The 24,697-nt window shown below is 47.2% G+C and carries 23 protein-coding genes and 1 rRNA gene; 5 read left to right on the top strand and 19 right to left on the bottom strand.

Translation table 11 applies throughout. From position 1 onward, the window contains the following. Together M3202_RS09570 and M3202_RS09575 are read right to left on the bottom strand one after the other, a co-directional pair. A 16S ribosomal RNA gene (locus tag M3202_RS09570) occupies positions 1-1,472 on the bottom strand; the annotation flags it as partial. 263 nt (positions 1,473-1,735) lie between these two features. Then, positions 1,736-2,605: a nucleotidyltransferase-like protein gene (locus M3202_RS09575; RefSeq protein WP_251223128.1), complete on the bottom strand. Its 870-nt coding sequence runs from the start codon at positions 2,603-2,605 to the stop codon at positions 1,736-1,738. A gap of 148 nt (positions 2,606-2,753) precedes the next feature. Between M3202_RS09575 and M3202_RS09580 the strand changes: the two genes are divergently transcribed. After that, positions 2,754-3,113, top strand: a complete 360-nt coding sequence (locus M3202_RS09580) for a YgzB family protein (RefSeq protein WP_251223129.1) — start codon at positions 2,754-2,756, stop codon at positions 3,111-3,113. A 121-nt stretch (positions 3,114-3,234) separates the two neighbouring features. On the opposite strand, the gene perR is transcribed toward M3202_RS09580, so the two are convergent. The 4 genes from perR to M3202_RS09600 form a co-directional block, all read right to left on the bottom strand. After that, a complete protein-coding gene (gene perR, locus M3202_RS09585) occupies positions 3,235-3,675 on the bottom strand; it encodes a peroxide-responsive transcriptional repressor PerR (protein ID WP_251223130.1) in 441 nt (146 codons plus the stop codon). A gap of 82 nt (positions 3,676-3,757) precedes the next feature. Then, positions 3,758-4,051 (bottom strand): cyclic-di-AMP receptor, encoded by a 294-nt coding sequence (locus M3202_RS09590; RefSeq protein WP_251194975.1) that lies wholly within the window; start codon positions 4,049-4,051, stop codon positions 3,758-3,760. Between the two features lie 225 nt (positions 4,052-4,276). Beyond that, complete coding sequence (bcp, locus tag M3202_RS09595) at positions 4,277-4,750, bottom strand: thioredoxin-dependent thiol peroxidase (RefSeq protein WP_251194974.1); 474 nt, start codon at positions 4,748-4,750, stop codon at positions 4,277-4,279. A gap of 58 nt (positions 4,751-4,808) precedes the next feature. Further along, positions 4,809-5,234 carry a potassium channel family protein gene (locus tag M3202_RS09600; protein WP_251223131.1) on the bottom strand — a complete coding sequence of 142 codons (426 nt, stop codon included), beginning with the start codon at positions 5,232-5,234 and terminating at the stop codon, positions 4,809-4,811. A 132-nt stretch (positions 5,235-5,366) separates the two neighbouring features. On the opposite strand from M3202_RS09600, the gene M3202_RS09605 reads away from it, so the two are divergent. Next, positions 5,367-6,656 (top strand): glutamate-1-semialdehyde 2,1-aminomutase, encoded by a 1,290-nt coding sequence (locus M3202_RS09605; protein WP_251223132.1) that lies wholly within the window; start codon positions 5,367-5,369, stop codon positions 6,654-6,656. A 348-nt stretch (positions 6,657-7,004) separates the two neighbouring features. Further along, a complete protein-coding gene (locus tag M3202_RS09610) occupies positions 7,005-8,090 on the top strand; it encodes an aromatic acid exporter family protein (RefSeq protein ID WP_251194971.1) in 1,086 nt (361 codons plus the stop codon). A 50-nt stretch (positions 8,091-8,140) separates the two neighbouring features. Here M3202_RS09610 and M3202_RS09615 read toward each other — a convergent pair whose 3' ends face one another. From M3202_RS09615 to fabL, 4 genes are all read right to left on the bottom strand, one after another. Beyond that, entirely contained in the window at positions 8,141-9,883 is a 1,743-nt protein-coding gene (locus M3202_RS09615; RefSeq protein ID WP_251223270.1) for an ABC transporter ATP-binding protein, read from the bottom strand. Between the two features lie 83 nt (positions 9,884-9,966). After that, positions 9,967-10,494 (bottom strand): nucleoside tri-diphosphate phosphatase, encoded by a 528-nt coding sequence (gene ntdP / locus M3202_RS09620; protein WP_251194969.1) that lies wholly within the window; start codon positions 10,492-10,494, stop codon positions 9,967-9,969. A 356-nt stretch (positions 10,495-10,850) separates the two neighbouring features. Further along, positions 10,851-11,054 (bottom strand): gamma-type small acid-soluble spore protein, encoded by a 204-nt coding sequence (locus tag M3202_RS09625; protein ID WP_251223133.1) that lies wholly within the window; start codon positions 11,052-11,054, stop codon positions 10,851-10,853. Positions 11,055-11,115: 61 nt separating this feature from the next. Beyond that, a complete protein-coding gene (gene fabL, locus M3202_RS09630) occupies positions 11,116-11,865 on the bottom strand; it encodes an enoyl-[acyl-carrier-protein] reductase FabL (RefSeq protein WP_251194967.1) in 750 nt (249 codons plus the stop codon). A gap of 118 nt (positions 11,866-11,983) precedes the next feature. On the opposite strand from fabL, the gene M3202_RS09635 reads away from it, so the two are divergent. Next, positions 11,984-12,202, top strand: coding sequence for a mother cell protein YfhS (locus M3202_RS09635; protein ID WP_251223271.1), 219 nt, complete (start codon positions 11,984-11,986; stop codon positions 12,200-12,202). Positions 12,203-12,265: 63 nt separating this feature from the next. On the opposite strand, the gene M3202_RS09640 is transcribed toward M3202_RS09635, so the two are convergent. The 6 genes from M3202_RS09640 to M3202_RS09665 form a co-directional block, all read right to left on the bottom strand. Continuing rightward, complete coding sequence (locus M3202_RS09640) at positions 12,266-13,138, bottom strand: NAD(P)-dependent oxidoreductase (protein WP_251223134.1); 873 nt, start codon at positions 13,136-13,138, stop codon at positions 12,266-12,268. A 169-nt stretch (positions 13,139-13,307) separates the two neighbouring features. Further along, entirely contained in the window at positions 13,308-14,777 is a 1,470-nt protein-coding gene (locus M3202_RS09645; RefSeq protein ID WP_251223135.1) for an aldehyde dehydrogenase family protein, read from the bottom strand. A gap of 49 nt (positions 14,778-14,826) precedes the next feature. Next, entirely contained in the window at positions 14,827-16,113 is a 1,287-nt protein-coding gene (locus tag M3202_RS09650; RefSeq protein ID WP_251223136.1) for a TRAP transporter large permease, read from the bottom strand. Positions 16,114-16,116: 3 nt separating this feature from the next. Beyond that, positions 16,117-16,698, bottom strand: a complete 582-nt coding sequence (locus M3202_RS09655) for a TRAP transporter small permease (RefSeq protein WP_251223137.1) — start codon at positions 16,696-16,698, stop codon at positions 16,117-16,119. A gap of 40 nt (positions 16,699-16,738) precedes the next feature. Continuing rightward, positions 16,739-17,788 carry a TRAP transporter substrate-binding protein gene (locus M3202_RS09660; protein WP_251223138.1) on the bottom strand — a complete coding sequence of 350 codons (1,050 nt, stop codon included), beginning with the start codon at positions 17,786-17,788 and terminating at the stop codon, positions 16,739-16,741. A gap of 32 nt (positions 17,789-17,820) precedes the next feature. Beyond that, the gene (locus tag M3202_RS09665; protein ID WP_251223139.1) at positions 17,821-19,665 is read right to left on the bottom strand and encodes an NAD(P)-dependent oxidoreductase; all 1,845 of its coding nucleotides are present in this window, start codon (positions 19,663-19,665) and stop codon (positions 17,821-17,823) included. Between the two features lie 508 nt (positions 19,666-20,173). Here M3202_RS09665 and M3202_RS09670 point away from each other — a divergent pair. Then, positions 20,174-21,178 (top strand): LacI family DNA-binding transcriptional regulator, encoded by a 1,005-nt coding sequence (locus M3202_RS09670; protein ID WP_251223140.1) that lies wholly within the window; start codon positions 20,174-20,176, stop codon positions 21,176-21,178. 148 nt (positions 21,179-21,326) lie between these two features. Here M3202_RS09670 and M3202_RS09675 read toward each other — a convergent pair whose 3' ends face one another. The 3 genes from M3202_RS09675 to M3202_RS09685 form a co-directional block, all read right to left on the bottom strand. Beyond that, entirely contained in the window at positions 21,327-22,337 is a 1,011-nt protein-coding gene (locus M3202_RS09675; protein ID WP_251223141.1) for a tripartite tricarboxylate transporter substrate binding protein, read from the bottom strand. 357 nt (positions 22,338-22,694) lie between these two features. Next, a complete protein-coding gene (locus M3202_RS09680; protein WP_251223142.1) occupies positions 22,695-23,453 on the bottom strand; it encodes a fumarylacetoacetate hydrolase family protein in 759 nt (252 codons plus the stop codon). A gap of 15 nt (positions 23,454-23,468) precedes the next feature. Beyond that, positions 23,469-24,668, bottom strand: coding sequence for an NAD(P)-dependent malic enzyme (locus M3202_RS09685; RefSeq protein ID WP_251223143.1), 1,200 nt, complete (start codon positions 24,666-24,668; stop codon positions 23,469-23,471). Positions 24,669-24,697 lie beyond the last annotated feature (29 nt).

Below are 24,697 nucleotides of genomic sequence, written 5' to 3' on the forward strand. Positions count from 1 at the left end.
GGTTACCCCACCGACTTCGGGTGTTACAAACTCTCGTGGTGTGACGGGCGGTGTGTACAAGGCCCGGGAACGTATTCACCGCGGCATGCTGATCCGCGATTACTAGCAATTCCGGCTTCATGCAGGCGAGTTGCAGCCTGCAATCCGAACTGAGAATGGCTTTATGGGATTGGCTCCACCTCGCGGCTTCGCTGCCCTTTGTACCATCCATTGTAGCACGTGTGTAGCCCAGGTCATAAGGGGCATGATGATTTGACGTCATCCCCACCTTCCTCCGGTTTGTCACCGGCAGTCACCTTAGAGTGCCCAACTCAATGCTGGCAACTAAGGTCAAGGGTTGCGCTCGTTGCGGGACTTAACCCAACATCTCACGACACGAGCTGACGACAACCATGCACCACCTGTCACTTTGTCCCCCGAAGGGGAAAGCTCTGTCTCCAGAGTGGTCAAAGGATGTCAAGACCTGGTAAGGTTCTTCGCGTTGCTTCGAATTAAACCACATGCTCCACTGCTTGTGCGGGCCCCCGTCAATTCCTTTGAGTTTCAACCTTGCGGTCGTACTCCCCAGGCGGAGTGCTTAATGTGTTAACTTCGGCACTAAGGGCATCGAAACCCCTAACACCTAGCACTCATCGTTTACGGCGTGGACTACCAGGGTATCTAATCCTGTTTGCTCCCCACGCTTTCGCGCCTCAGCGTCAGTTACAGACCAGAGAGTCGCCTTCGCCACTGGTGTTCCTCCACATATCTACGCATTTCACCGCTACACGTGGAATTCCACTCTCCTCTTCTGTACTCAAGTCTCCCAGTTTCCAATGACCCTCCCCGGTTGAGCCGGGGGCTTTCACATCAGACTTAAGAAACCGCCTGCGCGCGCTTTACGCCCAATAATTCCGGACAACGCTTGCCACCTACGTATTACCGCGGCTGCTGGCACGTAGTTAGCCGTGGCTTTCTGGTCAGGTACCGTCAAGGTACCGCCCTATTCGAACGATACTTGTTCTTCCCTGACAACAGAGCTTTACGAGCCGAAACCCTTCATCACTCACGCGGCGTTGCTCCGTCAGACTTTCGTCCATTGCGGAAGATTCCCTACTGCTGCCTCCCGTAGGAGTCTGGGCCGTGTCTCAGTCCCAGTGTGGCCGATCACCCTCTCAGGTCGGCTACGCATCGTCGCCTTGGTGAGCCTCTACCTCACCAACTAGCTAATGCGCCGCGGGCCCATCCCCCAGTGATAGCCGAAGCCATCTTTTATAACGGGATCATGCGATCCCGAAAATTATCCGGTATTAGCACCGATTTCTCGATGTTATCCCAGTCTGAGGGGCAGGTTGCCCACGTGTTACTCACCCGTCCGCCGCTGAATCCCCTGACGTCATCCCGAAGGAATCAATCAGGTTCATCCGCTCGACTTGCATGTATTAGGCACGCCGCCAGCGTTCGTCCTGAGCCAGGATCAAACTCTCCATAAAAATGGTGAGCTGATTAAGCTCTTACGTTAATAATTTGAAAGTCGCTTCACACTGCATCCTGTGCAGGCTCCGCTGGCTTTTTTGACGGTGACATTCGTCACCTTTTTTTCGCTTGGCTTTTGTTCAGTTTTCAAAGAACTCGAATCGCCAATGGCGACTTTTATATCTTAACACCGGTTGACATTTCGCGTCAAGGGTTAATTTAAATTATTTCATCACCTCAGCGGCGACAAGTAATAATTTATCACACCTACAAAATGACGTCAACATATTTTTTCAAGAAAATAAGTGATTTTTGTTATTCCTTCCGCTTTTGTTTTTTCCTCTTCCGTTGAAAGAAAACCTTTTTCAACTAAATGCTGGACCAACAATTCTAAATCGACGCGGTAATCCTCGACTTCCGGATGCTCCATATAATCGGCCATCGTCGACGGTCCCTCTTCAATAATAGAAAGAAAATGCTGGCTACCGACGCTCGTTTTGGAATGAACAGCGAATTCCGTCGCTAAAATAAGAAGCTCAATCCGCTTTTCCAACGGTTCTTCACTCTTCAATAGCTCCTGATAAAGCTTGTACGTTTGCGGTTCAATATGACGAACCTGCTCCCAAACCGTCACTTCCGGATAATAGCCGTGATGAATAACCGATAAACGTGCTAAATGATGCAACGCATGCATCATATGGCTGTATGCATCGAAGTAATGCTGATGTCTGAACAACGTTCTTCCTTCCTCAAACCTTCTGAGCAGCTTTGTGAATTGAATCGTCATTTTTTTCGAACGGTCCTTGGGCGGGAAGGATTCAATTCTATCTTTAATCCCCATTAAAAACTCATTCCGGTCAAAAACAATCTTCCCATTGACGAGCCAATCTATTAACCGGCGCTGATTTCCGGCAATTAAAACCTGATGCATCAAGCATTGACTTAAGAAATGAAACGAAACCTGTTTGCCATCCACCTCGTAATGCTTTACCTGCCATTCCTCTTCAGGCTTATTATGAATAAGAAGGATAACAACTTCAGAGCCATCGGTAATGGACAGCGGGGACATCTCCTTTTCAATTAACATAATAGCCAGCGTTTCCTCCAAGCCGGCTCTGTCCTGATATAATTGACGCAGTGTTCCTTCCATTACCATCAAACTCCTTTCTCAAATCAAAAAATACCGATGCAGAACTATCTTCTTCGACGCCCACGAGAAATCTCCTGCCACTCTTACAGAATCGAACGGATGTTGAATTGACCGCCATATGCTATACTACATGCTAGGAGGGACAATCATGGCTTTAAAATACACGAACAAAATTAATAAGATCAGAACCTTTGCGTTGTCACTTGTGTTTATCGGCATCCTTGTGATGTATATCGGCATCTTCTTCAGACAATCGGTTATTCTGATGACCATTACGATGCTGCTCGGTTTTTTATTTGTGATCGGAAGTACCGTCGTCTACTTTTGGATCGGAATGCTGTCGACGAGGACGATTCAGGTTGTGTGTCCCAGCTGTGGCGGAGCGACAAAAATGCTTGGCCGGGTTGATGCCTGCATGCATTGCAGCGAGCCATTAACGTTAGATAAATCACTCGAAGGAAAAGAATTTGACGAAACCTATAACCGCAAATCAAAATCGAAGCAATAAGAAAGTGCCTGTCCGTGTCGGACAGGCACCAAACACTAAGAGCATATAGGTGCAATGGCTTCACTTACCACATTCTTAGGGGCTGGGCAAAAGGTGAAAAACACCCTTTGTCCCAGCCCCTTTAATGATTGACCTTTTCTCCTTGACACGATGGGCACGTTCCATAAATCTCCATCCGGTGACTATGAACTTTAAAGCCTGTCACATGCTCCGCCAGCGTTTCCACCTCGTCTAACCCAGGATAATGAAAGTCGACGATCTTTCCACAATTCCCACAGATCACATGGTAGTGATCAGAGGTAACCGAATCAAATCTGCTCGATGAGTCTCCATATGTCAGCTCTTTAACGATCCCTGCTTCCTTAAAGACCCGCAGGTTATTATAAACGGTTGCCACACTCATATTGGGAAAACGACCCTCCAACGCCTTATAAATATCGTCAGCTGTCGGATGAGTCATTGATTCATATAAAAATTCCAAAATCGCATGACGTTGCGGAGTCATACGCACGCGGGTGTTTTTCAACGCATCAAGTGCATCTTGCAAGCGATGGGCAGACATTGTCATGCACCTCTCTTTCAAAAGAAAACCATTCTTACCTTATAATAAGTATAATATGCAAAAGCCTTCTCTGTCAACGCTCTCAAATATTTAACAAAGGAGCCGCATCCTTCACTTGCAACAAAAAGGAGGTATACCGATGCTCTTGTTTGCTTGCCCTTTGTTTCTTCTTTTCCACATCAAGGCAGGCTGCTTTAAGGGCGTCTGATAACCCGGGAAGATCCGCTTCCTCAACCCCAAAAAGAAAAGTCGTGTTCCCTTTTCTCCAGAAGCCTCCGGAACTGGCCAACTCTGTCATTCGATAGCCTTGCTTTCTCAGTTGAGTTTCTACCTCATTGGCATACATGTTATCAATAATACATACTAAGAGCTTCATGTTACCCCCCATTTCTATTAGGTGTTCATTAGTAATTTATTCAAGTGAATGATTCGTGGTTCGTACGAGAAATCCTTTAAGAAAAGCGCGCAGGCTTTTTCTTAGAAGCATTGCGCGGACCCGTTCAATATCTTCATTCTCCATGAAAGTGGGGTTCTTTCACGGAGAATGTAACGGGGGGAGCCTGTCCTTTCCCCGGCCATCCCTCTCATGTACAGCTGTTACTCAGCTTTCAAGTTCATCTTTAATGTAGGTCAACGCTTCCTCCACATGGTCTTTCACACGGACCTTTCTCCATTCCTTCACTAAGATCCCGTCTTTATCAATGACAAAGGTTGAACGTTCAATTCCCATATATTCCTTACCGAAATTCTTTTTTAGCTTCCATACGCCATAATCCTCGGCCACTTGATGATCCTCATCGGCAAGCAGCTGAAAGGGCAGCTCATATTTATCAATAAATTTTTTATGACGGTCAACCGGGTCCGGACTTACACCAAGAATCACCGTATTCAGACCGGAGAAATCGTCAATCCGGTCACGAAAGTCGCACGCCTGTGTCGTGCAGCCTGGAGTCATATCCTTTGGATAAAAATAAAGCACAACGGTCTTTCCTTTAAAGTCTGCCAGTGACACCGTTTCTCCGTTGCTTGACGGAAGAGTAAATGGAGGAGCTTCTTGTCCAATTTGAGCTTTCATCGAATCATCCTTTCCATACGATTTCTTTAAGCGTAGCCGAATTTAAGCTGGAAGACAACTAACCACCCTTGCTTTTTACATGGAAGACGGTTGTCACGACAAAGGCCGCCGGGAGAAGGTACCCAAAAAGCGCCTGAATCACGGCGATGATCCGGCCCACTCCAATTGGCACTAAATCCCCGTAGCCGACTGAAAGCAAGGTCACAGCGCTAAAGTAAATAATATCTTCAAGCATATGCGGCATCGGCCCTTGAATCGAATGATTCGCTTCGACCAAGACATGAACGCCCAACAGCTCTAATCCAAGATACAGAATGGAAAAGGAAAGGATCACGGTGATGTAAACTAGCACAAGCAAAGTAAAATGACGAAGAGATACAGCATAAGCCCCGCGCGACGGTCGGTAACGAAGCAGCAGCAGAAGGCTGACGATCGTCCCTGTCGTCGCCGTAACTAAAATACCATATAAAAGCATTGTCATCATTGTTCCCCCTCCCTTGATCATTATGCTTGTCTGGCGCATTTTAGAAGAGGCTGGCCTTGCTGATGACAAGAGTTGTATGGTTGAATAAGAACAGGAATTCTTAGCAAATTGACCACAGCTGGAGGGTATAACATGAATCATTCACAATCAGAAGCCTTATATAAAGAAGCTCAAGAGCATATCGTCGGCGGCGTTAACAGCCCGTCACGGGCTTATAAGGGCGTCGGCGGCGGCACCCCTGTGTTTATGGAGCGGGCCAAAGGGGCTTACTTCTGGGATGTTGACGGAAACCGTTACATTGATTACTTGGCGGCATACGGCCCGATTATTACGGGACATGCTCATCCTCATATTACAGAAGCGATCACCCGTGCTGCCGAAAACGGCGTCCTGTACGGAACACCGACGAAATTGGAAAATCAGTTCGCGAAAATGCTGAAAGAAGCGATTCCATCGCTCGAAAAAGTGCGGTTTGTCAACTCCGGCACAGAAGCGGTGATGACAACGATCCGCGTCGCCAGAGCTTATACGGGACGCGATAAAATCATCAAATTCGCCGGGTGCTATCACGGCCATTCCGACCTCGTCCTCGTCGCCGCCGGTTCGGGACCTTCTACGTTGGGCACGCCTGACTCCGCCGGGGTGACAAAGAGCATCGCCAAAGAAGTGATCACCGTACCTTTTAATGACATCAACGCATACAAGCAGGCAATTGATAAATGGGGCTGCGACATCGCCGCCGTTCTCGTGGAACCGATTGTCGGCAACTTCGGCATCGTCGAGCCGGCACCAGGCTTCCTTGAAGCAGTCAATGAGCTTACACATGATGCCGGCGCTCTCGTTATTTATGACGAAGTGATCACCGCCTTCCGCTTCATGTATGGCGGCGCGCAAAACTATTTAGGAGTCGAACCGGATATGACGGCGCTCGGGAAAATCATCGGCGGCGGCCTGCCGATTGGCGCCTATGGCGGCCGGGTGGACATTATGGAAAAGGTTGCCCCGCTCGGGCCAGCCTATCAGGCCGGTACAATGGCCGGTAATCCAGCTTCCATGAGCGCCGGCATTGCCTGCCTGGAAGTTTTGCAGGAAAGCGGACTGTATGAGCGGCTCGATCAGATTGGAGCAAAGCTTGAAGAAGGAATGCTGACCCTTGCCGAGAAGCATCAACAGACTGTCACCGTTAACCGTCTCAAAGGCGCGCTGACGATTTATTTTGGCGCTGAGCGGATCACCAATTATGAGCAGGCCGAAAAAACCGACAGCGAGAAATTCGGCATCTTTTTCAAGGAACTGCTAAAACGCGGCGTTCATATCGCGCCGTCGAAATTCGAAGCGTGGTTCCTGACGATCGCCCACACAGAAGAAGATATCGAGAAAACGTTAGACGCGGTTGATCAAGCTTTCGCAGCGATGAATTAAATAACAGCCTCCTAAGTCATTTCGTTCCTCCAAATGTTTTTCGCAACTCGAGAAAGAGGAATAGCTCCGCGCCTTGCTTCGAGAAACCCGCTCGTAGCAAGGCTTTCAAAACCAGGCAATGGTTACGCTCATTACGAAAAAGCTGCTGAAAAAGTGAAAATCGCACTTTTTCAGCAGCTTCCTCAAAAAGACCTCTTTTCATCTTTCTGAAAAAAATCACTTGCCGCTTTCCGGCAGATATTGTATATTACGTTCGGTAATCTTTTATGAAGGGTATTGAGTAATGATAATTGCAATACTAGATGTAAGAGAAACTAAACGGAAAACAAGAAAGGACATCATTTTTATATGAAACTTGGAGCTCGTATTTTTAAAACGGGTCTTGCCATTATGATTTCCCTGTATTTAGCGATATGGCTCGGGCTTGAGCCGCCGGTTTTCGCCGCCCTCGCTGCCGCATTCGCTGTTCAGCCATCTATTTACCGCACATTTCAAACGATTTTGGATCAAGTGCAAGCCAACCTGATCGGTGCGGTTCTAGGCGTTATTTTCGTGATGACCTTTGGCCATGAGCCGTTCGTTATCGGAATCGTCGTCGTCATCGCGATCGCGATCATTTTAAAAGTGAAGCTCGAGTCTTCAACGATTCCATTGGCGATTATTACCGTTATCATCGTGATGGAGAGCCCGGCCGATAACTTTATCGAGTTTTCTACCGGCCGCTTTTTCTTAATTTTGCTCGGGGTGATTTCCGCCTTTATTGTCAATCTCGTCTTCGTTCCACCGCGCTATGAAACGAAGCTCTATCACAAGCTGCAAAAGGCGACGGAAGACATCAACCAGTGGACGATGCTTTTTATTCGCAACGACGCTGACCCGCGCGCGCTGAAAAAAGACTTGGGCCGCCTGGAAGAGAGCATGATTAAAATCGAAAACCTGTATCTTTTATATAAGGAAGAGCGCAATTATTTTCAGCGGAACAAATACGGCAAAGCACGTAAAGTTGTCTTATTCCGCCAAATGCTCGTCACGACAAAAAAAGCATTCAGTGTGCTGAAAAACCTCGAACGGCGGGCGGAAGCATTGAATCATACTTCCGACAAGATCCAAAAGAAATTTGAAAAGCAGCTCGACTATTTAACCGCCTATCATGACTTGATTTTACTGCGCTATGTCGGGAAAGTTCATTCGCACCATCCGGAGGAATTGACCGAACGGATGAACAGCGGCAAGGAACAGCTCGTCTCCTGCTTTATTGAATTGCGGGAACAGGACTGCACCACACATGAGCAATGGCTCCAGCTGCTGCCAATCGTCTCGCAAATGATTGAATACCAGGAGCAGCTTGAACATCTCGACCAGCTTGTCGACAGCTTCTTCAACTACCACAAATTAGAAAATGAAGTCAAAATCAAAGATCCTGAAGATGACTGAAAAGAGGGCTTGGCAAAAAGGTTGTTTTTTCACCTTTTGCCAAGCCCCTTTTAAAGCTGCTGAACCTCGAATAATTTCTGATAGCTGCCGCCTTTGACCATTAGGTCCTCGTGACTGCCGGACTCGACAATTTCGCCATTTTCAATGACGACGATCCGATCCGCGTGGGTAATCGTCGAGAGCCTGTGGGCGACGATAAAGGTCGTGCGATCACGCGCCAATTTTTCAAGCGCCTCTTGAATATAATGTTCGCTTTCCAAATCAAGCGCCGAAGTCGCCTCATCAAAAATCAGGATCGGCGGATTTTTCAAAAAGACTCTGGCAATCGCCACGCGTTGCTTTTGACCGCCTGAAAGCTTCACGCCTCTTTCGCCGACCTCCGTCTCATAGCCGTTCGGCAGGGACATAATGAAGCCGTGCGCATTAGCAGCTTTTGCAGCGGCAACTACTTCTTCGTCAGTGGCGTCAGGCCGCCCCATCAAAATATTCGCCTTGACGGAATGACTGAACAGAATATTATCCTGCAGCACCATGCCGATATTGTCGCGCAGCGTGCGGACCTGATAGTCGCGCAAATCCTTGCCATCCAAGAGAATCCGTCCTTCGGTGACATCATAAAAGCGCGGCAGCAGACTAATGAGCGTGCTCTTTCCTCCGCCGCTCATCCCGACAAAGGCGATCGTCTCTCCCCGTTCTACTTTGAGCTGTAAATTTTTTAAAACCGGTTCCTCATCTTCATTGTAGCGAAAGGTTACATTGTCAAATTCAAAGCTGCCTTGCGCCCGTTTGAGCGGAGTTGCAGAAGAGCGATCGACAATATCATACTTTTCATCAATAAATTCAAATACACGATCCATCGAAGCAATAGCCTGCGTCAATGTCGTCGAGGAATTTACGAGCCGGCGAAGCGGGCCGTACAGCCGCTCCATATAGAGCACAAAGGCGGTCATCGCCCCTACTTCAAGCTGTCCGGTAATGACAAAATAACCGGAGACGAAAATGACTAGCAGCGGGGCGACATCGGTAATCGTATTGACGACGGCAAAGGTTTTCGCGTTCCATTTCGTATGATCGATTGCTTTCGTCAGAAAATGCCCATTCCGCTTGGCAAACTGGTCCTGCTCATACTCCTCCAACGCGAAGCTGCGAATGACGTTCATCCCTTGTACCCGTTCATGAAGATGCCCCTGGACCTCAGCAAGCGCCTGAGAACGCACACGCGTCAAATGACGGAGCCTGCTGTAAAAGAACTTGATCGAAAAACCGTAAAGCGGAAACATCGAAATCGCGACAATTGTCAGCCAGACGTTTAAATTCAACATAATAATAACCGCAATAATAATCGTAAATAAGTCCAGCCAAATATTCATTAGTCCGGTAATGACAAACGTCTTCGTTTGTTCCACATCGTGAATCACCCGCGAAATGATTTCCCCGACCTTGCGATTGGAGTAAAATTTCAAACTGAGCTTCTGAATATGGGTAAACAGTTGGTCACGGATATCATACAGCACCTTGTTGCCGATGAACTGGGCAAAGTACTGACGGAAGTACTCAATCGGCGGGCGCAAAACGACAAAAATAAAAAACATGCCAATCATGATTTTAAATAAAAGTGACAGCTTTTCATCATCAGCTAACGCTTCTGCGAAAATGATGTCATCAATCACATACATCATCACTAACGGCAAAAGTAAAGGAATGCCGAATTTCAGCACCCCAATTAAAACCGTCAGAATGATTTCCTTCCAATATGGCTTGACGAAAGCCAGATAGCGCTTTATGCTATTCAGTTTCGCCACCCCCTTTTCATTCGCTGAGAAGGGGGTGTGCCAAAAGGTAGGTAACCCTTTTGGCACACCCCTGTCTGACTTATTTAGCGATATTGCAAAAACCGTTCATACCAGCTTTCAACAAATTGCGGCGCAAAGGGGCCTTTCCGTTGATGAATCCATGAAATCAACTCATCGACGCCCCGTTTCAGCAAATCATCGACAGCCGGTGGATAATTCATTTGCTTACTGTGCAATTCATATTCATCCTCATCCAAGAGCTTAAAGGTCATATCCGGATACACCTTAATATCTAGGTCATAGTCAATATACTTTAACGCTTCCTCATCCCAGGTAAAAGGTGAACCAAGGTTGCAATAGTAATAAATTCCGTCGGATCGAATCATTCCGATCGTATTAAACCATTGTTCAGAATCAAAGTAGCAAATGGCCGGCTCCCGTGTCCGCCAATTCCGTCCGTCAGATTCTTTCACAAGTATTCGATCATTCCCGCCTATTACAACCTTTGACGTCCCTTTAAGCACAATTGTTTCTTCCCAAATGCGATGAATCGATCCATTATGCTTATAGCTCTGGATCTGAATATGACTTCCAACTTTGGGAAAATTCATAAAGATCTCCTTCCTCACAAAATTTCGGACGTCAGTAGGTCTCATCAAAAACGCGCGCTCACTTCACTTGTTCCCTCATCCTTTTTTCCTACCCTATCCATTACTATTACGTTTGCTTGCGGTAAAAAATTCTCTTCATTCTTCTATATTATAACTCGTTCTATTCTGTTTTGAAATGGTTAGCGCTTTTTGCTGCAAAATAAGCGGAAATTATGTATAGATAGGCACAAAGTAAACGTTCTCGACAACATCCCAACGATTCTCTCTGTTTAGGAAACGATAACAAAAAGCAGGAAGCAAAACCGTTTAGGTTCGCTCCCTGCCTGTTTGACGCAATCTCATACAACTTGCTTACATTATTGTTGACGTTGTTGCTGTTGTTGCTGTTGAGCGGATGCTTGACCTTTACGAGCTTCCGCTTGAGCATTTTGCTGTTTTACTTCTTGAGCGTTTGTTTCGCTCGCAAACTCAGTGTTGAAGCTTTGGTTTTGCGCAGAAGCAGCGTTTTGCTTACGGACTTGTTGAGCATTTGTTTTAGAAGCTTGTTGTTGTTTGTCCATGTGATATCACCTCCACGATACTTAAGATGTCCGGGGAGGTGTAAGATTATACAATAATTTTTTAGGCCAGCAGGGAAATCCCGCCATCAACGATCAGCGTCTGCCCGCGAATCATTTTCGCATCGTCCGATAATAAAAAGAGCACCGCTTTCGCCAGATCATCCGGCTCGACAATCCGGCCAGCCGGGGTCCGCGCCGCCGCGTCCGCCAGAAGCTCCTCGCGGTTCGGAAAGTGAGTCAACGCATCGGTATCGACCGCGCCGCCGGATACGGCATTGACGATGATCCCTTTTTCCGCCAGTTCAACAGCCAGATAGCGCGTTAACGCCTCGACGGCCGCTTTTGATACACCGACTGTCGTGTAATTTTTCAAATAGCGGATTGACCCGAGCGAACTGAGGCTGACAATATGACCGCCGCCGGTTTTCTCCATCCGCTTTGCCGCTTCCTGAGCGCAAAACAAAAGCGCCTTACTGTTTATATCCATCGTCCAGTCCCAATGACTTTCCTCCAGCTCCATCAACGGTCGCAGCACACCGGAAGCCGCATTGTTCACCAATATATCGAGCCTTCCGAACGTCTCGTCAATTTCGGCAAATAACGCTTTGATTTTGTCCGGCTTTCCGACATTCGCCTTCACGACTAACGCTTTTCGCCCGAGCGCTTCAATTTCCTGCGCCGTATCAAGCGCCGCCTGCTTGCTTCTTGCATAATTAATCACCAAATCATACCCGCGCTCCGCTAATTTCAGCGCGATATTTTTCCCGATCCCGCGGCTGCTGCCAGTGACCAGGGCTACCTTCTGTTCCATCTTAAAATGCCTCCATTTCAGCAACGATTAATTCGAAACAATACCTTTTCATACCTTTACATTATAGCGCATAGCTCCGACTGCGAACAGCCACACTAGGCAAAGAGGAGGGAATGTGATGTATGACGGTCGTGATATGACTGAGCTTTCTACCGTGGAAAAGCAGAACTGGAGCGACGATGAGCTTGCTTTTTTTCATCACAGTTTCCAGCAGATAGCTCCATATGTGAATGCTGAAGGTGTAACCATTCACCGGGAAATTATTAAAGAAATTGAAAACCGGGGAGGATTGCAGCAGCCCATTACTCACCACCAAGGATTTTTGGATCCATTTTAAGAGAATTGCACACCTGTTAGAAAAAAGCGTCTAAAGGGATTCTTTCCCTTCAGACGCTTTTTTTCAGCTCTTGCTTTGGTACCAGCGGTAAAGCGCCTGGGTTCCACTGTTTTCTTCCCCCATCGCCGCCAATTCTTCGTACATCGTCTTTGCCTGCTTTAATGCCGGGGTGAGCAGTCCCATCTCTTCTGCCGATTCCAGCGCAATCGTCATATCTTTAATAAAATGTTTCACGTAAAAGCCAGGCGCGAAATCACCATCAATCATCTTTGGAGCGAGATTGCTCAACGACCAGCTCCCCGCCGCTCCCGTCGTAATACTCGTCAGCACTTTGTGCTGGTCAAGGCCGGCTTTTTCAGCATAAACCATCGCTTCACACACACCGAGCATATTGCCGGCAATCGCAATCTGATTCGCTAATTTCGTATGCTGCCCAGCGCCAGCCTCTCCTTGATACCTAATATTCGTTCCCATCGCTTCAAAAATTGGCTTCACTGCCTGAAAAGCTTCTTCATCTCCGCCAACCATGATTGACAGCTTTCCGTCACGCGCCCCAATATCCCCTCCGGACACAGGAGCGTCCAGGGCATATAGTTGCTTTTCTTTTGCTTTTTGATAAATATCAACGGCCAGCCGCGGCGAGGATGTCGTCATATCAATGATATAACTGCCCGCCTTCGCCTGTTCAACAATTCCATTTTCACCAAGATAAATTTCTTCTACATCCCGGGGATAACCGACAATTGTAATGACGACGTCTGAGGCAGCCGCCAGCTCTGCCGGAGTCTCCTTCCAGATGGCCCCTTCTGCCAGCAGTTCTTCCGCCTTTGCTTTTGTCCGCGTATAAACGTGTAACGTATAGCCTGCTTTCATCAAGTTTCTGATCATACCTTTTCCCATTACACCTGTACCGATAAAGCCAACTGTTTGAGTCATCAAACATTCCCCTCCCAAATCGATTATGTAAAATGGACTAACACGATCTTACTTGTCCATATTTTAACATCACTTTCAGAATTTTAATAGCGTCGGCAATCGGCCGGCAAAAACAAGGAGGCCGGACCAAAGGTGCTTTTCACCTTCGGCCCGGCCCCGCGCGCGTTCCTTATTCATCAAAATCAATCATGATACTTTTTGTCTGAGTAAAACTTTCAATCATACTTTCCAAAGAATATTCACGGCCAATTCCGCTTTGCTTATAGCCGCCGTACGAGTGCCCCGTCATCATTCCGCCGCCGCGGTTGATTTGAACCCAGCCGGCTTCAAGCAGATTTGCCGTCCGCATCGCACGGGTCGTATCCTTCGTCCAAATAAACGCAGCTAACCCATAATCACTTCTGTTCGCCATCTTAATGACTTCCTCTTCATCGTCCCACGGAATGACGATTAAAACCGGACCGAAGATTTCTTCCTTCGCCAGACGCAGATCATCATGAGGAGCGGCGAAGATCGTCGGCTCAAGGAAATACCCTTCTGAGAGCGGGCCTTCCGCCGGTGGTAATCCGCCGAGAAGCAGCTCGATATCGGGGTGATTGATCCCTTCCTCGATGTAGGAGCAAACTTTGTTATACTGCTTCTCATTAATAATCGAGCCCATATCGTTATTCTCATCAAGCGGATCGCCTACTTGAAGAAGCTTCGCCTTCGCAATCAGCTTTTCAACAAAGGAATCATAGATTGATTTATGCAAATAGAGACGGGATCCGGCTGAGCACGACTGGCCTTGGCGCGCAAATCGCATTGCCGACATCACATTGTCGATTACCTTCTCACTGTCGGCATCAGGGTAAACAATTTGCGGGCTTTTCCCGCCAAGCTCTAACGAAATCGGAATGATCCGTTCAGCCGCTTCATGCATGATGATTTTTCCTGTTTGCGTCGAACCGGTAAATGTCAGCTTTCTCACAAGCGGATGCTTCGCCAGTGGCAGGCCGCACTCTTCACCAAAGCCGGTCAAAATGTTGACGACACCCGGCGGCAATATGTCCGCGCAAATTTTAGCGAGCTTCAGCACGCCTAATGGCGCATCCTCGGCTGCTTTCAACACGATCGTATTCCCTGCCGCCAACGCCGGCGCGATTTTTAACGCGGCAAGCTGAACCGGGGCATTCCATGGGATAATTCCGCCGATCACGCCATATGGCTCTCGCTGGGTATAAGCGAAGAGTTGATTATCAACAGGGAGGGTTTCGCCTTTCAGCTCTCCGGCGACGCCACCGAAATAGCGAATGACATCAACGACACCCTTTGCTTCCCCTTTCGCCTGTGTTTTCAAGGCATTCCCCGTTTCCGTGGCAATCGTCCGGGCCAGCTCTTCAAACTGCGCATCAACGGCATCAGCGATTTTCCAGAGCATCCGCCCCCGTTCTCGCGCCGGCACTTTTCTCCAACTGTCAAACGCCTCGTTCGCTGCCTGCACGGCGTTGTCGACATCCTCAGCTGTCGCACGCGGCACTTCGGCAATAACGGTTCCCCGTTTCGCCGGGTTCTCAATTTGAAAAAATTCCTTTCCCGCTGCTTCTGTCCACTTTCCGTTAATTAGCATAAGCTCTCGTGTGATTGTTTCGGTTTTCATTTAAAACACCTTCCTTTTCTTATTTAAACATACAAGCTAAAACTCCCCGTCACCCGTAAAAGAGGTTCGGCAAATAATTAAACAGGTCAGGCAAAACAATCATCAACACTAAAATAACCATGATACAAATAATAAAGGGAATACAGGCCCTCGCAACCTGAAACAGTCCGGCATTCCCGATCGACGAGGCGACAAACAGATTCAGTCCGACAGGCGGCGTCAACACACCAATACTTAAATTGACCGCCAGCATGACGCCAAACAAAATCGGGTCATAGCCGATATTCAGGATAGCCGGCAAAAAGAGCGGTGTGACGACTAAAATGACCGAGCCGGCGTCGAGGAACATTCCGAGAATAATGACGATAAAATTAATTAACAGCAAAATAAGAATTTTGTTTTCCGTAATCGTTAACAAGCTTTCGGTCATCGCCGCGGGAATTTGCTGAATCGTTAATGTCCACGACAATAAATTAGCCGAAGCGATAACAATCATAATAACGCAAGAAGCATAAGCGGCGCGCGCAAATACACTCGGAAGCTCTTTAAGAGAGATTTCCCTGAACACAATCACCGACAAAATAAACGCATAGCCCGCGGCGACAGCGGCAGATTCCGTCGGCGTAAAAGCCCCGATCACAATTCCTCCCATTATAATAACAGGCAGCAAAAAAGCCGGAATCGTTTTTAACGAAATTTTCAAAAACTGACGGAAGAAAATTTTTGATCCAATGGGGTAATTCTCTTTTCTCGCGTGAAAAAACACCACTACGGCAAAAAGAATCGCCATCAGCACTCCCGGAACATAGCCGGCGATAAAAAGCTGACCAATCGATACCTCGGCCGTTAAGCCATAAATAATGAGCGGAATGCTCGGCGGAATAATCGGACCAATCGAACCAGCTGCCGCGATGACGCCGGAGGCAAAGTTCTTATGGTAGCCTTCTTTTTTCAACGCCGGAATCATAATGCCGCCAACTGCGGCCGTCCCTGCAGAGGCCGAGCCGCTAATGCTGGAAAAAAACATGCTCGTGCCGATCCCGACATACGCCAAGCCCCCTCTGACACGCCCAATGATCGCCTTCGTAAACTCGACGAGCTGACCGGAGATACTTTTCGTATTCATTAATTCTCCGGCAAGAATAAAAAGAGGAATCGCCATTAGCGGAAAGCTGTCGACACCGGTAATCATTTTCTGACCAAGCATCGAAATCGGAATCCCGCCGGTAAGAAACAAGGAAATCGAGATTGTTCCCACCCCGAGGGCGATGAAAATCGGGATGCCGATGGCCAGGCAGGCAAAGAGAACGACTAGGAAAAGCAACAAAGCCAACATACGCTACCCTCTTTTCTTTCTGAATCTGAAGAACATTTGAAACAGCACAACGCCGACCATCAAGCAAATGGACACCGGCATCACGATATAAACGAAATTCATCTGAATTCCTAGGCCTGGTGAAGTTTGCATCGAGACGATTTCCAGCATCTCTAAGCTCCCGATGAAAATAACCGCGAGAAAAGCCAGAATGATCAGACCGCGCAATACATACAGAGCGAGACCCAATTTTTCCGAAACGTTGTTGTATACATTATCTACCTGAATATGCAAATTACGCCTCAAAGCAATGGCGGAGCCTAAGAAAATTAACCAAACAGCGAGAAAGCGGGAAAGCTCTCCGGCCCAAGTAATGGAATTCCCCGTCACAAAGCGGGCATAAACTTGAGCAATGACAACGATTAAGATGAGAAACAGCATTGTCGCAACAAGGGTGTTCTCAGCCTTCTCCAGCATAATCAATCGTTTCTTCTTCCGCTTCGATTGCAGCTCTTCTTCGATTTCCATCTGCTCAACTTGTAAGCTCGATTGTTGTTTGGACATATGAATGACCCTTTCTTCTATAATTCCTCGCTGCTCTGCCATAAGGAAGCCTCACAGCAAAACAGCGAGTACGGCATGCAGCCTATTCTCCAAGATGGCGTATTTCTTCTACCAGCTCTTCCAGATCCGGATTTTCCTGATAAAAACTCTGATAGACGACTTCACTTGCTTCTCTAAATTCCGTTAAGTCCGGTGTTGTCAAAATCATGCCGTTATCAACGAGGAGCTGCTTATTTTCCGCTTCCTGTCCACGGTGAAGTTCGTTGTGATAACGCGCCGTTTCCTTTACCGCTTCGGTTACGACCTCCTGTAGCTCTGGCGAGAGGTCGGTAAACCATTTATCGTTGGCAAGAATAATATTTTGCCCGTACATATGGTTCGTCTCAGCTACATAATCCTGCACTTCGTAAAATTTTCCCGAAGCAGCGGTTGTATAGGCATTTTCCTGGCCGTCAACCACCCCTTGCTGCAGTGCACTATACAGCTCGTTATAGGCAATTGTCGTCACATTCGCCCCAAGCGCTTCAAGATTGGCGATGGAAATCGGAGCTTCCGGCACCCGAAGACTGAGTCCCTTTACATCCTCCAACGAATTGATTTCCCTGCTGCTGTTGGTGATTTGCCGAAATCCGTTATCAATAAACGCCAGTCCTCTCAACCCGGTCTCCGCCGCCATTCCGTCCAATATTTCCTGTCCTAGTTCCCCATCGAGCACTTGATCGACATGATCAAAGTCGCGAAATAAATACGGAAGGTCAGTTAAGTTAACAGGTTCGTAAATCGTCCCTAATATCGGACTTAAATGGGTAATATGAATTTGTCCTGCCTGCGTCTGTTCCATGACATCACGTTCTCCACCCAGTTGGCCGCCACCGTATATTTCAACTTGCAGCTGACCATTGCTGTTTTCTTCAATCATCGGTTTCAGTTTCTCCGTGAACGAAATATGAACAGGATGCGAGTCCGGCTGCTGATGCGCAACAGTGATGACTTGCGCTTCGGTTTCCGTACCAGCTTGCGCCTCCCCGTCCCCGCCTGATTCAGCTGCCTCGTTTCCGCATGCTGCTAAAAGCAAGAGAAAGGCCACAATCAATAAAGCGCTTACATTTTTCACATTGGCTACCTTTTTCATTTTCATCTTCCCCCTTAAGCTCTTCATTTTCATTAAACCGAGGCGACATTTTCAACCAGCTTCACTGCGGCTAAATCCTCTATCACTTGACAAACCGCCGTCTGGTCCAGTGCACCCTTATTATGAATTTTCGCTGTATGGAACAAATTGTAGGTGCTTGTTCCGACAAAGGACGGCACTTCGGCCCTCTGCGTCATCTCCATAAAGAGACCGAGATCCTTATGCATATGATTTAGCATGAATTTGACGTTTTCATAGGTGTTATAAATAATATTCGGACCGAAATATTGCAAAATTTTACTGTTGCCCATGCTTTTCGCAAATACATCAGCCATCACTTTTACATCCAATCCGTGCTTAACCCCTGTCGCAAACGACTCGCCCAAAGCGACGATGCTTGCCGCCCCGACCATGTTGTGGCAGAGCTTCAACGCTTGTGCCAATCCAGACTCTCCGATGTATTCAATGTTCTCGCCAATATATTCGACATAGGCGAGCACTTCCTCAAACCGTTCTTTATCCCCGCCAACCATGATCGTCAATGTTCCATCTTCGGCTCCGGCAGGTCCCCCGCTGACCGGGCAATCAAAGTAATAAGCGTCACGCCGCTGACAGAAGTCATTCATTTCACGCGTTGTCGCCGGATCAATCGTACTTAAATCCAGAATCCTTGTTCCACTGAGAATCGAATCAGCTATCCCATCCTCTCCTTGAAACAGCTCCTTAATCACCTGCGGACCAGGAAGGCTTAAAAAGATCACATCAGCAAATTGCGCTACCTCCCTTGGATGACGGGCAACGAGACCTCCCGCCTGACGAATAGCTTCCTGCCCTGCTTCTGAAATATCATAGGCAAGCACTTCACAATTGTTTTTTCGTAAATTTTTCAGCACTCCTCTGCCAATAGCGCCGACACCGATTAAACCGACTTTTTTAGCTCCCTCTAATGACACCGCTTTCAATTCCGCTTTTGGCAAATGATTGTTTTCAATTAACGTAACACCGGCTAACTGTTCAATCACCTGGCAAACAGCCGTATGATCGAGCGGACCTTTTCCATTGTTTCTCGCTGCGTGATATAAGTTATACGCGCTTGCGCCAATAAAGGAAGGGACTCCGATTTGCTGTGTCATCCGTACATAGAGGCCAAGATCCTTATGCATATGATTTAGCATGAATTTAACATTTTCATAGGTGTTGTGAATAATATTGGGACCGAAATACTCCAATGATCTGCTGCCGGCTAAGCTTTTTCCAATCACATCAGCGATGACTTGAACATTCAGCCCGTGCTTAACCCCTGTCGCGAACGCTTCACCTAAAGCGACGATATTTGCTGCTCCGACCATGTTATGGCAGAGCTTCAACGCCTGCGCCAATCCTGAATCTCCGATGTATTCAATATTTCCACCGATGTACTCAACATACGTTCGCACTTCCTCGAACTGCTCCTGATCGCCGCCAACCATAATCGTCAGTGTCCCGTCCTCCGCTCCGGCAGGACCTCCACTGACCGGGCAGTCAAAATAATAAGCGCCACGCTGCTGACAGAAAGTATTCATCTCCCGCGTCGTCGCCGGATCGATTGTACTTAGATCGAGAATTCTAGTTCCGCCGAGAATTGAATCCGCTATTCCGTCCTCTCCGTGAAACAGCTCCTTAATGACCTGCGGCCCGGGAAGACTTAAAAACATCACATCTGCAAACTGCGCAACCTCTCGCGGATGACGGGCAACGAGACCTCCCGCTCCTTTAATTGCCTCCTGTCCTGCTTCTGAAATGTCATAGGCAAGCACTTCACAATTGTTTTTCCGTAAATTTTTCAGCACTCCTCTGCCAATTGCTCCAACGCCAATCAAACCTATCTTTTTCATCATTTAGCCACACTCTCTTTTCGAAAATTCAAATAAATAAGTCGATAACAGTTTACTAAAGCGGAATAACGTTCTATTTCACCTCCGTTAATTAAACGTTTAACATCAGTAAAAAACTTACTTAATATGCAACTAATTTCCGTAAATAGGTTAAACGTTTAACCTATTTAGACTATAAAATATGTTCCTTTTCGTGTCAATAACTTTCTGAAAATTAATTTTATTAAGCGTCTCATTTATCCAATTTCAGCAAATACCTTATAATAAAGCGAATTAATGCAATCCATTTCTTTCTCTCTGCTTCAGAACAAAAAACATATCAAAAGCTCGTTTTTTAGGTATAATGGAAAAAACATTAATTTCTGCACCCTAAATAGTTAATCGTTAAACCTAAACCTGCTGCTGTTCCTGGGATACATTCGTTGAATTCAATACGGGGGATCGTTACACTTACTATAGGGAGAAATTAATTTACGCTATTCTATTAGATAGAGGAGTTAGGAGTTACATAATGAAAATAACGATGAAAACGATTGCGCAAGAAGCTGGGGTTTCGGTCACCACCGTTTCACATGTCATCAACGGAACTAAAAAAATATCAGCAGAAAAGCATAAAATCATAACGGATCTCATTAAGAAATATAATTATGTTCCTAATTCAATGGCTCAAAGCTTGCGAAATCATTCGACCAAAACAGCAGGCTTAGTTGTATCCAGCTTTCCCGATTCACATGTTACGAATATCGTCAATGGAATTGGCAGACGAGCACAGGAAGCAGGCTATAATCTGCTCTTCGTGAACACGAATGAAAATGAAGAGTACGAGCGGGAAACGATCCATCTTCTCCATTCGAAAATGGTTGATGGGTTGATTTTATCTCCTACCTCAAGCAATTTAACCTACTTGCAAAAACTGATTGATAAACAGTTCCCGATTGTTTTCGTCAACCGCTATGATACTTTGTACGATCAGATTCCAAGGGTCGGGGCGAACAACTATCAGGCGGGCTTTGACGCGACTACGCATCTTATTAAACACGGCCACCAGGAAATCGGCTTAGTTTGCGGGTTAAGGAAAAATTACATCACGACGACGGAAGAGCGGATTAAAGGTTACAAAGAGGCTTTACTAAAGCATAACCTACACGTAAACGAGGATTATCTAGTCGCCACCAATGCTACAGTAGAAGGTGGAAAAAGAGCAACAAAAGCGTTATTAGCAAAACACCCGCAGCTTACTGCGCTGTTTTGCGTCAATGATCTGACAACGATCGGCTCGATTGAAGCTCTTCATGAAATGGAGCTTGCCTGCCCCGAAGATGTTGCTGTTATTGGCTGCGGCGACTTTGAAGCTGCTTCCATTATTGACCCTCCCGTCACAACCGTCCGCCTGGCGCCCGAAACGATCGGCATTACAGCATTCGATGCCTTGCTCAGCAAAATCAATAATAACGACTATTGCCAGCATATCGAATTACCGACCTCACTGCTGATTCGAAAATCGTGCGGATGTTAAAAGAGGCTCGGATAAAAGGCTGTTCTTTACCTTTTATCCGAGCCTCTAAGCAATGAGCGGAGCCGCCGTAAATCGTGCTAAGAAGGCGACACGACAATAGAAAAGTAAGCAGGAAAGCGGGTTTCCTGCTTCAACGACTCTGCCAATGTTATTGCAGCCCTTCCAAAATCGAACCATATGTCTCGGTCAGGTTCTCCAGCTCTTTCATAAAGTCCTCTGAATTTAACCAGCCATCGCGCAAATGCAAATAATTCGCTTCTTCGTATTCTTTATAATCAGGGCGCTCTTTTGCTTCTTCAAGCGCCTGCTCCAAAAGCTCGACAATCTCCGGCGGTGTATCGGCATGAACCATAAATCCGCGGTTTTGCCCATCTGTTACGTCAATCCCTATTTCTGTTGAAATCGGGGTATCCTCAAAGCCTTCTAATGGGGAATCCGCGAAAGCGACGAGCATGTTCAATGTTCCCTCCTGAAGATAGCCCATCGCCGGCCCAGGTTCCTCGGCAATGACATCAATATGGCCGCCTAACAATGCTGCTGTCATTTCCCCGGCGCCTTCATAGGAAATATAATTTAATTTCGTCCCTGTCGCTTCTTCAAACTGCCTGACGACAAGTTCATCGAACCCGGCGGAACCCGTCCCGCCAATCATAATTTCTCCCGGACTTTCCTTTGCCTGAGCAATCAGATCATCAATGTCCGCAAACCTGCCATCACTCAACGCATGAAAAGCCATCGTGTCGTGCTGGACACGACCAATTGCCTTATACGTGCTTAACTCATGAGGAGTGCTGCCAGAAGCAAGATTGATCGGATAGTTCGAAGTCATGGACCAGATCGTATAGCCATCAGCCGGTGCGCGGGCGACATGATCGGCAGCGTGGATTCCAGCCGCTCCTTCAAGGTTTACAATGTTGACCGTCGCATCGAGGATATCTTCGAGTTCCTTGGCAATCGCTCTTGCAAAATTATCGCTGCCGCCACCGGCCCCAAACCCAACAATAATTTCAATCGGCCTCTCCGGATATCCGCTGGCAGAGCCCGACCCTTCCTCCGTAGTCCCTTCTCCGGCGGCGGCTTCATCCGTCGCGCCTCCTCCACAGGCTTGCATCAGTACAACCATTGCTAATAACAGAAACGGAATTACGATTTTTTTCATTTGCACAATGATCTCCCCCATTTCTTTGGTTCGGTTCCAATAACAAAAAAGAAAGCGCTATCATTATCTTGCAGCTTCTAACAGCAACCCATCTGTTCCACCCCCTCAGATCATGAATTGCGTCCCATTGATAGTTGCATGCAAAAAACGTACCAGCAAAAAAAGCTTGGAATCCTGTGTGATTTCTCTGCTTCTCACATAAAAAATGTTTCTTATTGCACCATCTTGTTCACGCTCCGTTTCATTTAGAAACGAAAAAGAGGCTAGGATAAAAGGTTGTTTTTTACCCTTTTATCCTAGCCTTTAAGCAATGAGCGGAGCCGTTGCTGCTGTATGCTGCCTCGTTATGCCTCTCCCTCACTCTACGACAAACGTATTTCTCAGAACGCCGATTTCCTTTATTTCACACTCAATCTGATCTCCATCCCGCACAAATTCCGCTCCGAGCGGACTGCCGGTCAGGATTACATCCCCTTGCTGTAGCGTCATCACCTGCGAAAGATAAGAAATCATTTTTCTGATCGGAACAATCATCAAGCTCGTTGGACTGTTTTGCTTTTCGACTCCGTTCAGTGTCGCGGTAACATTCACGCCAAACGGATCAAGCTCCGTCTCAATGACAGGTCCAAGCGGCGTAAATGTGTCAAATGCTTTGCCGATTGTCCAATGACCATTTTCATGGAAATATTGCGGCGCTGTGACGTCATTGGCCACCGTATAGCCGAAGACGTAATCAAGCACGCTATCTTCGGGGACATTTTTAGCTTCTTTCCCGATGATCACCGCCAGTTCTGATTCAAATTTTACTTCCTCAAGCGCCGGGGGTATCACGATATCTTCCCCCGGTCCGATGACAGACGAGGTCGGCTTGAAGAAAAAGACAGGAATCTCCGGCAATGTTTCAGGTAAATCATCCGTTTGGCCAACGAAGTTCGCGCCGATGCCGATAATATTTCGCGGTTCAAGTGGTGCCAGCACCTGAACATCTGAGCTCGTGACCGTATCCCCCGTCTCCTCCCACGCTCCAAAAATTGTCCCGCTAATTTTCTTAATCGTTGTGCCTTCAAGCACACCGTGATGAATCTGTCCATTTTGCTCATATCTGATAAATTTCATTGCATCCTTCCTCCCTTATATGACCGCATCACTTGTTGTAGCTCTTCTTGCGACTCCTGTTTCAATAGCCGTTTGTGCCACTGCTTCGGCCACTGCCGGAACGACGCGCGCGTCGAATACGTTCGGAATCACATAATCAGCTGTGAGGCTTTCCCGTTCAATTAAATTGGCGATCGCATATACCGCCGCTATTTTCATTTCTTCATTGATCTCGGAAGCTCTCACACTCAATGCTCCTTTAAAAATACCCGGGAAAGCGAGCACATTGTTCACCTGATTCGGCAAATCTGACCGTCCTGTGCCGATGACAGCTGCCCCGGCCGCCTTGGCAGCATCCGGCATGATTTCCGGCTGGGGATTCGCCATCGCAAAAATAATCGGGTCTTCATTCATCGTCGAAATCATCTCGCTTGTCAGCGCTCCGGCAACTGAGACACCAATAAATACATCCGCCCCCTTGACCGCTTCTGCGAGTGAGGCAGAAATTTGCCGTTGATTCGTCTGTCCGGCAATTGATTGTTTCATTTCATTTAAACCGCTTCGACCTTGATGAATCGGTCCCTTTGAATCACAAAGAATCAGGTCATTCACTCCAATATGCAGCAGCAATTTCGTAATGGCGATGCCCGCTGCCCCCGCTCCATTGACGACTACCGTCACATCTTCCATTTCCTTGTTGACATAGTTTAAAGCATTGAGCAAGCCTGCTGCCGTAACGATTGCTGTCCCGTGCTGGTCATCATGAAAAACCGGAATGTTCATCTCTTTCTTTAACTGCTCCTCAATAATAAAACAATTCGGCGCTGAAATATCCTCGAGATTAATGCCGCCGAATGTCGGCTCCATCGCTTTAACCGTTTGAATAATGTCGTCCGGGTCCTGCGTGTTTAAACAAATCGGAAACGCGTCAATATTGGCAAATGCTTTAAACAAAGCCGCCTTTCCTTCCATCACCGGCATCGAAGCTTCGCCTCCGATATTGCCAAGTCCAAGCACCGACGTGCCATCGGAGATAATGCCGACGAGGTTGCCTTTTATCGTATAATCATAAACCTTCTCCGGATGTTGGTGAATAGCTGTGCACGGCTCTGCGACCCCAGGAGAATAGGCTAAACTTAAGTCTTCCATACTGTTTAACTCAACTTTCAAATCAACGCTTAGTTTTCCGTTCGCTTGCTTGTGCAGGGCTAATGCCTTCTCTCTGATGGTCCGCATTTCCTTCATCTCCTTATTACATGCTTTTT

It is taken from the genome of Halalkalibacter oceani, from assembly GCF_023715605.1.
Lineage (GTDB): Bacteria > Bacillota > Bacilli > Bacillales > Bacillaceae_D > Halalkalibacter > Halalkalibacter oceani.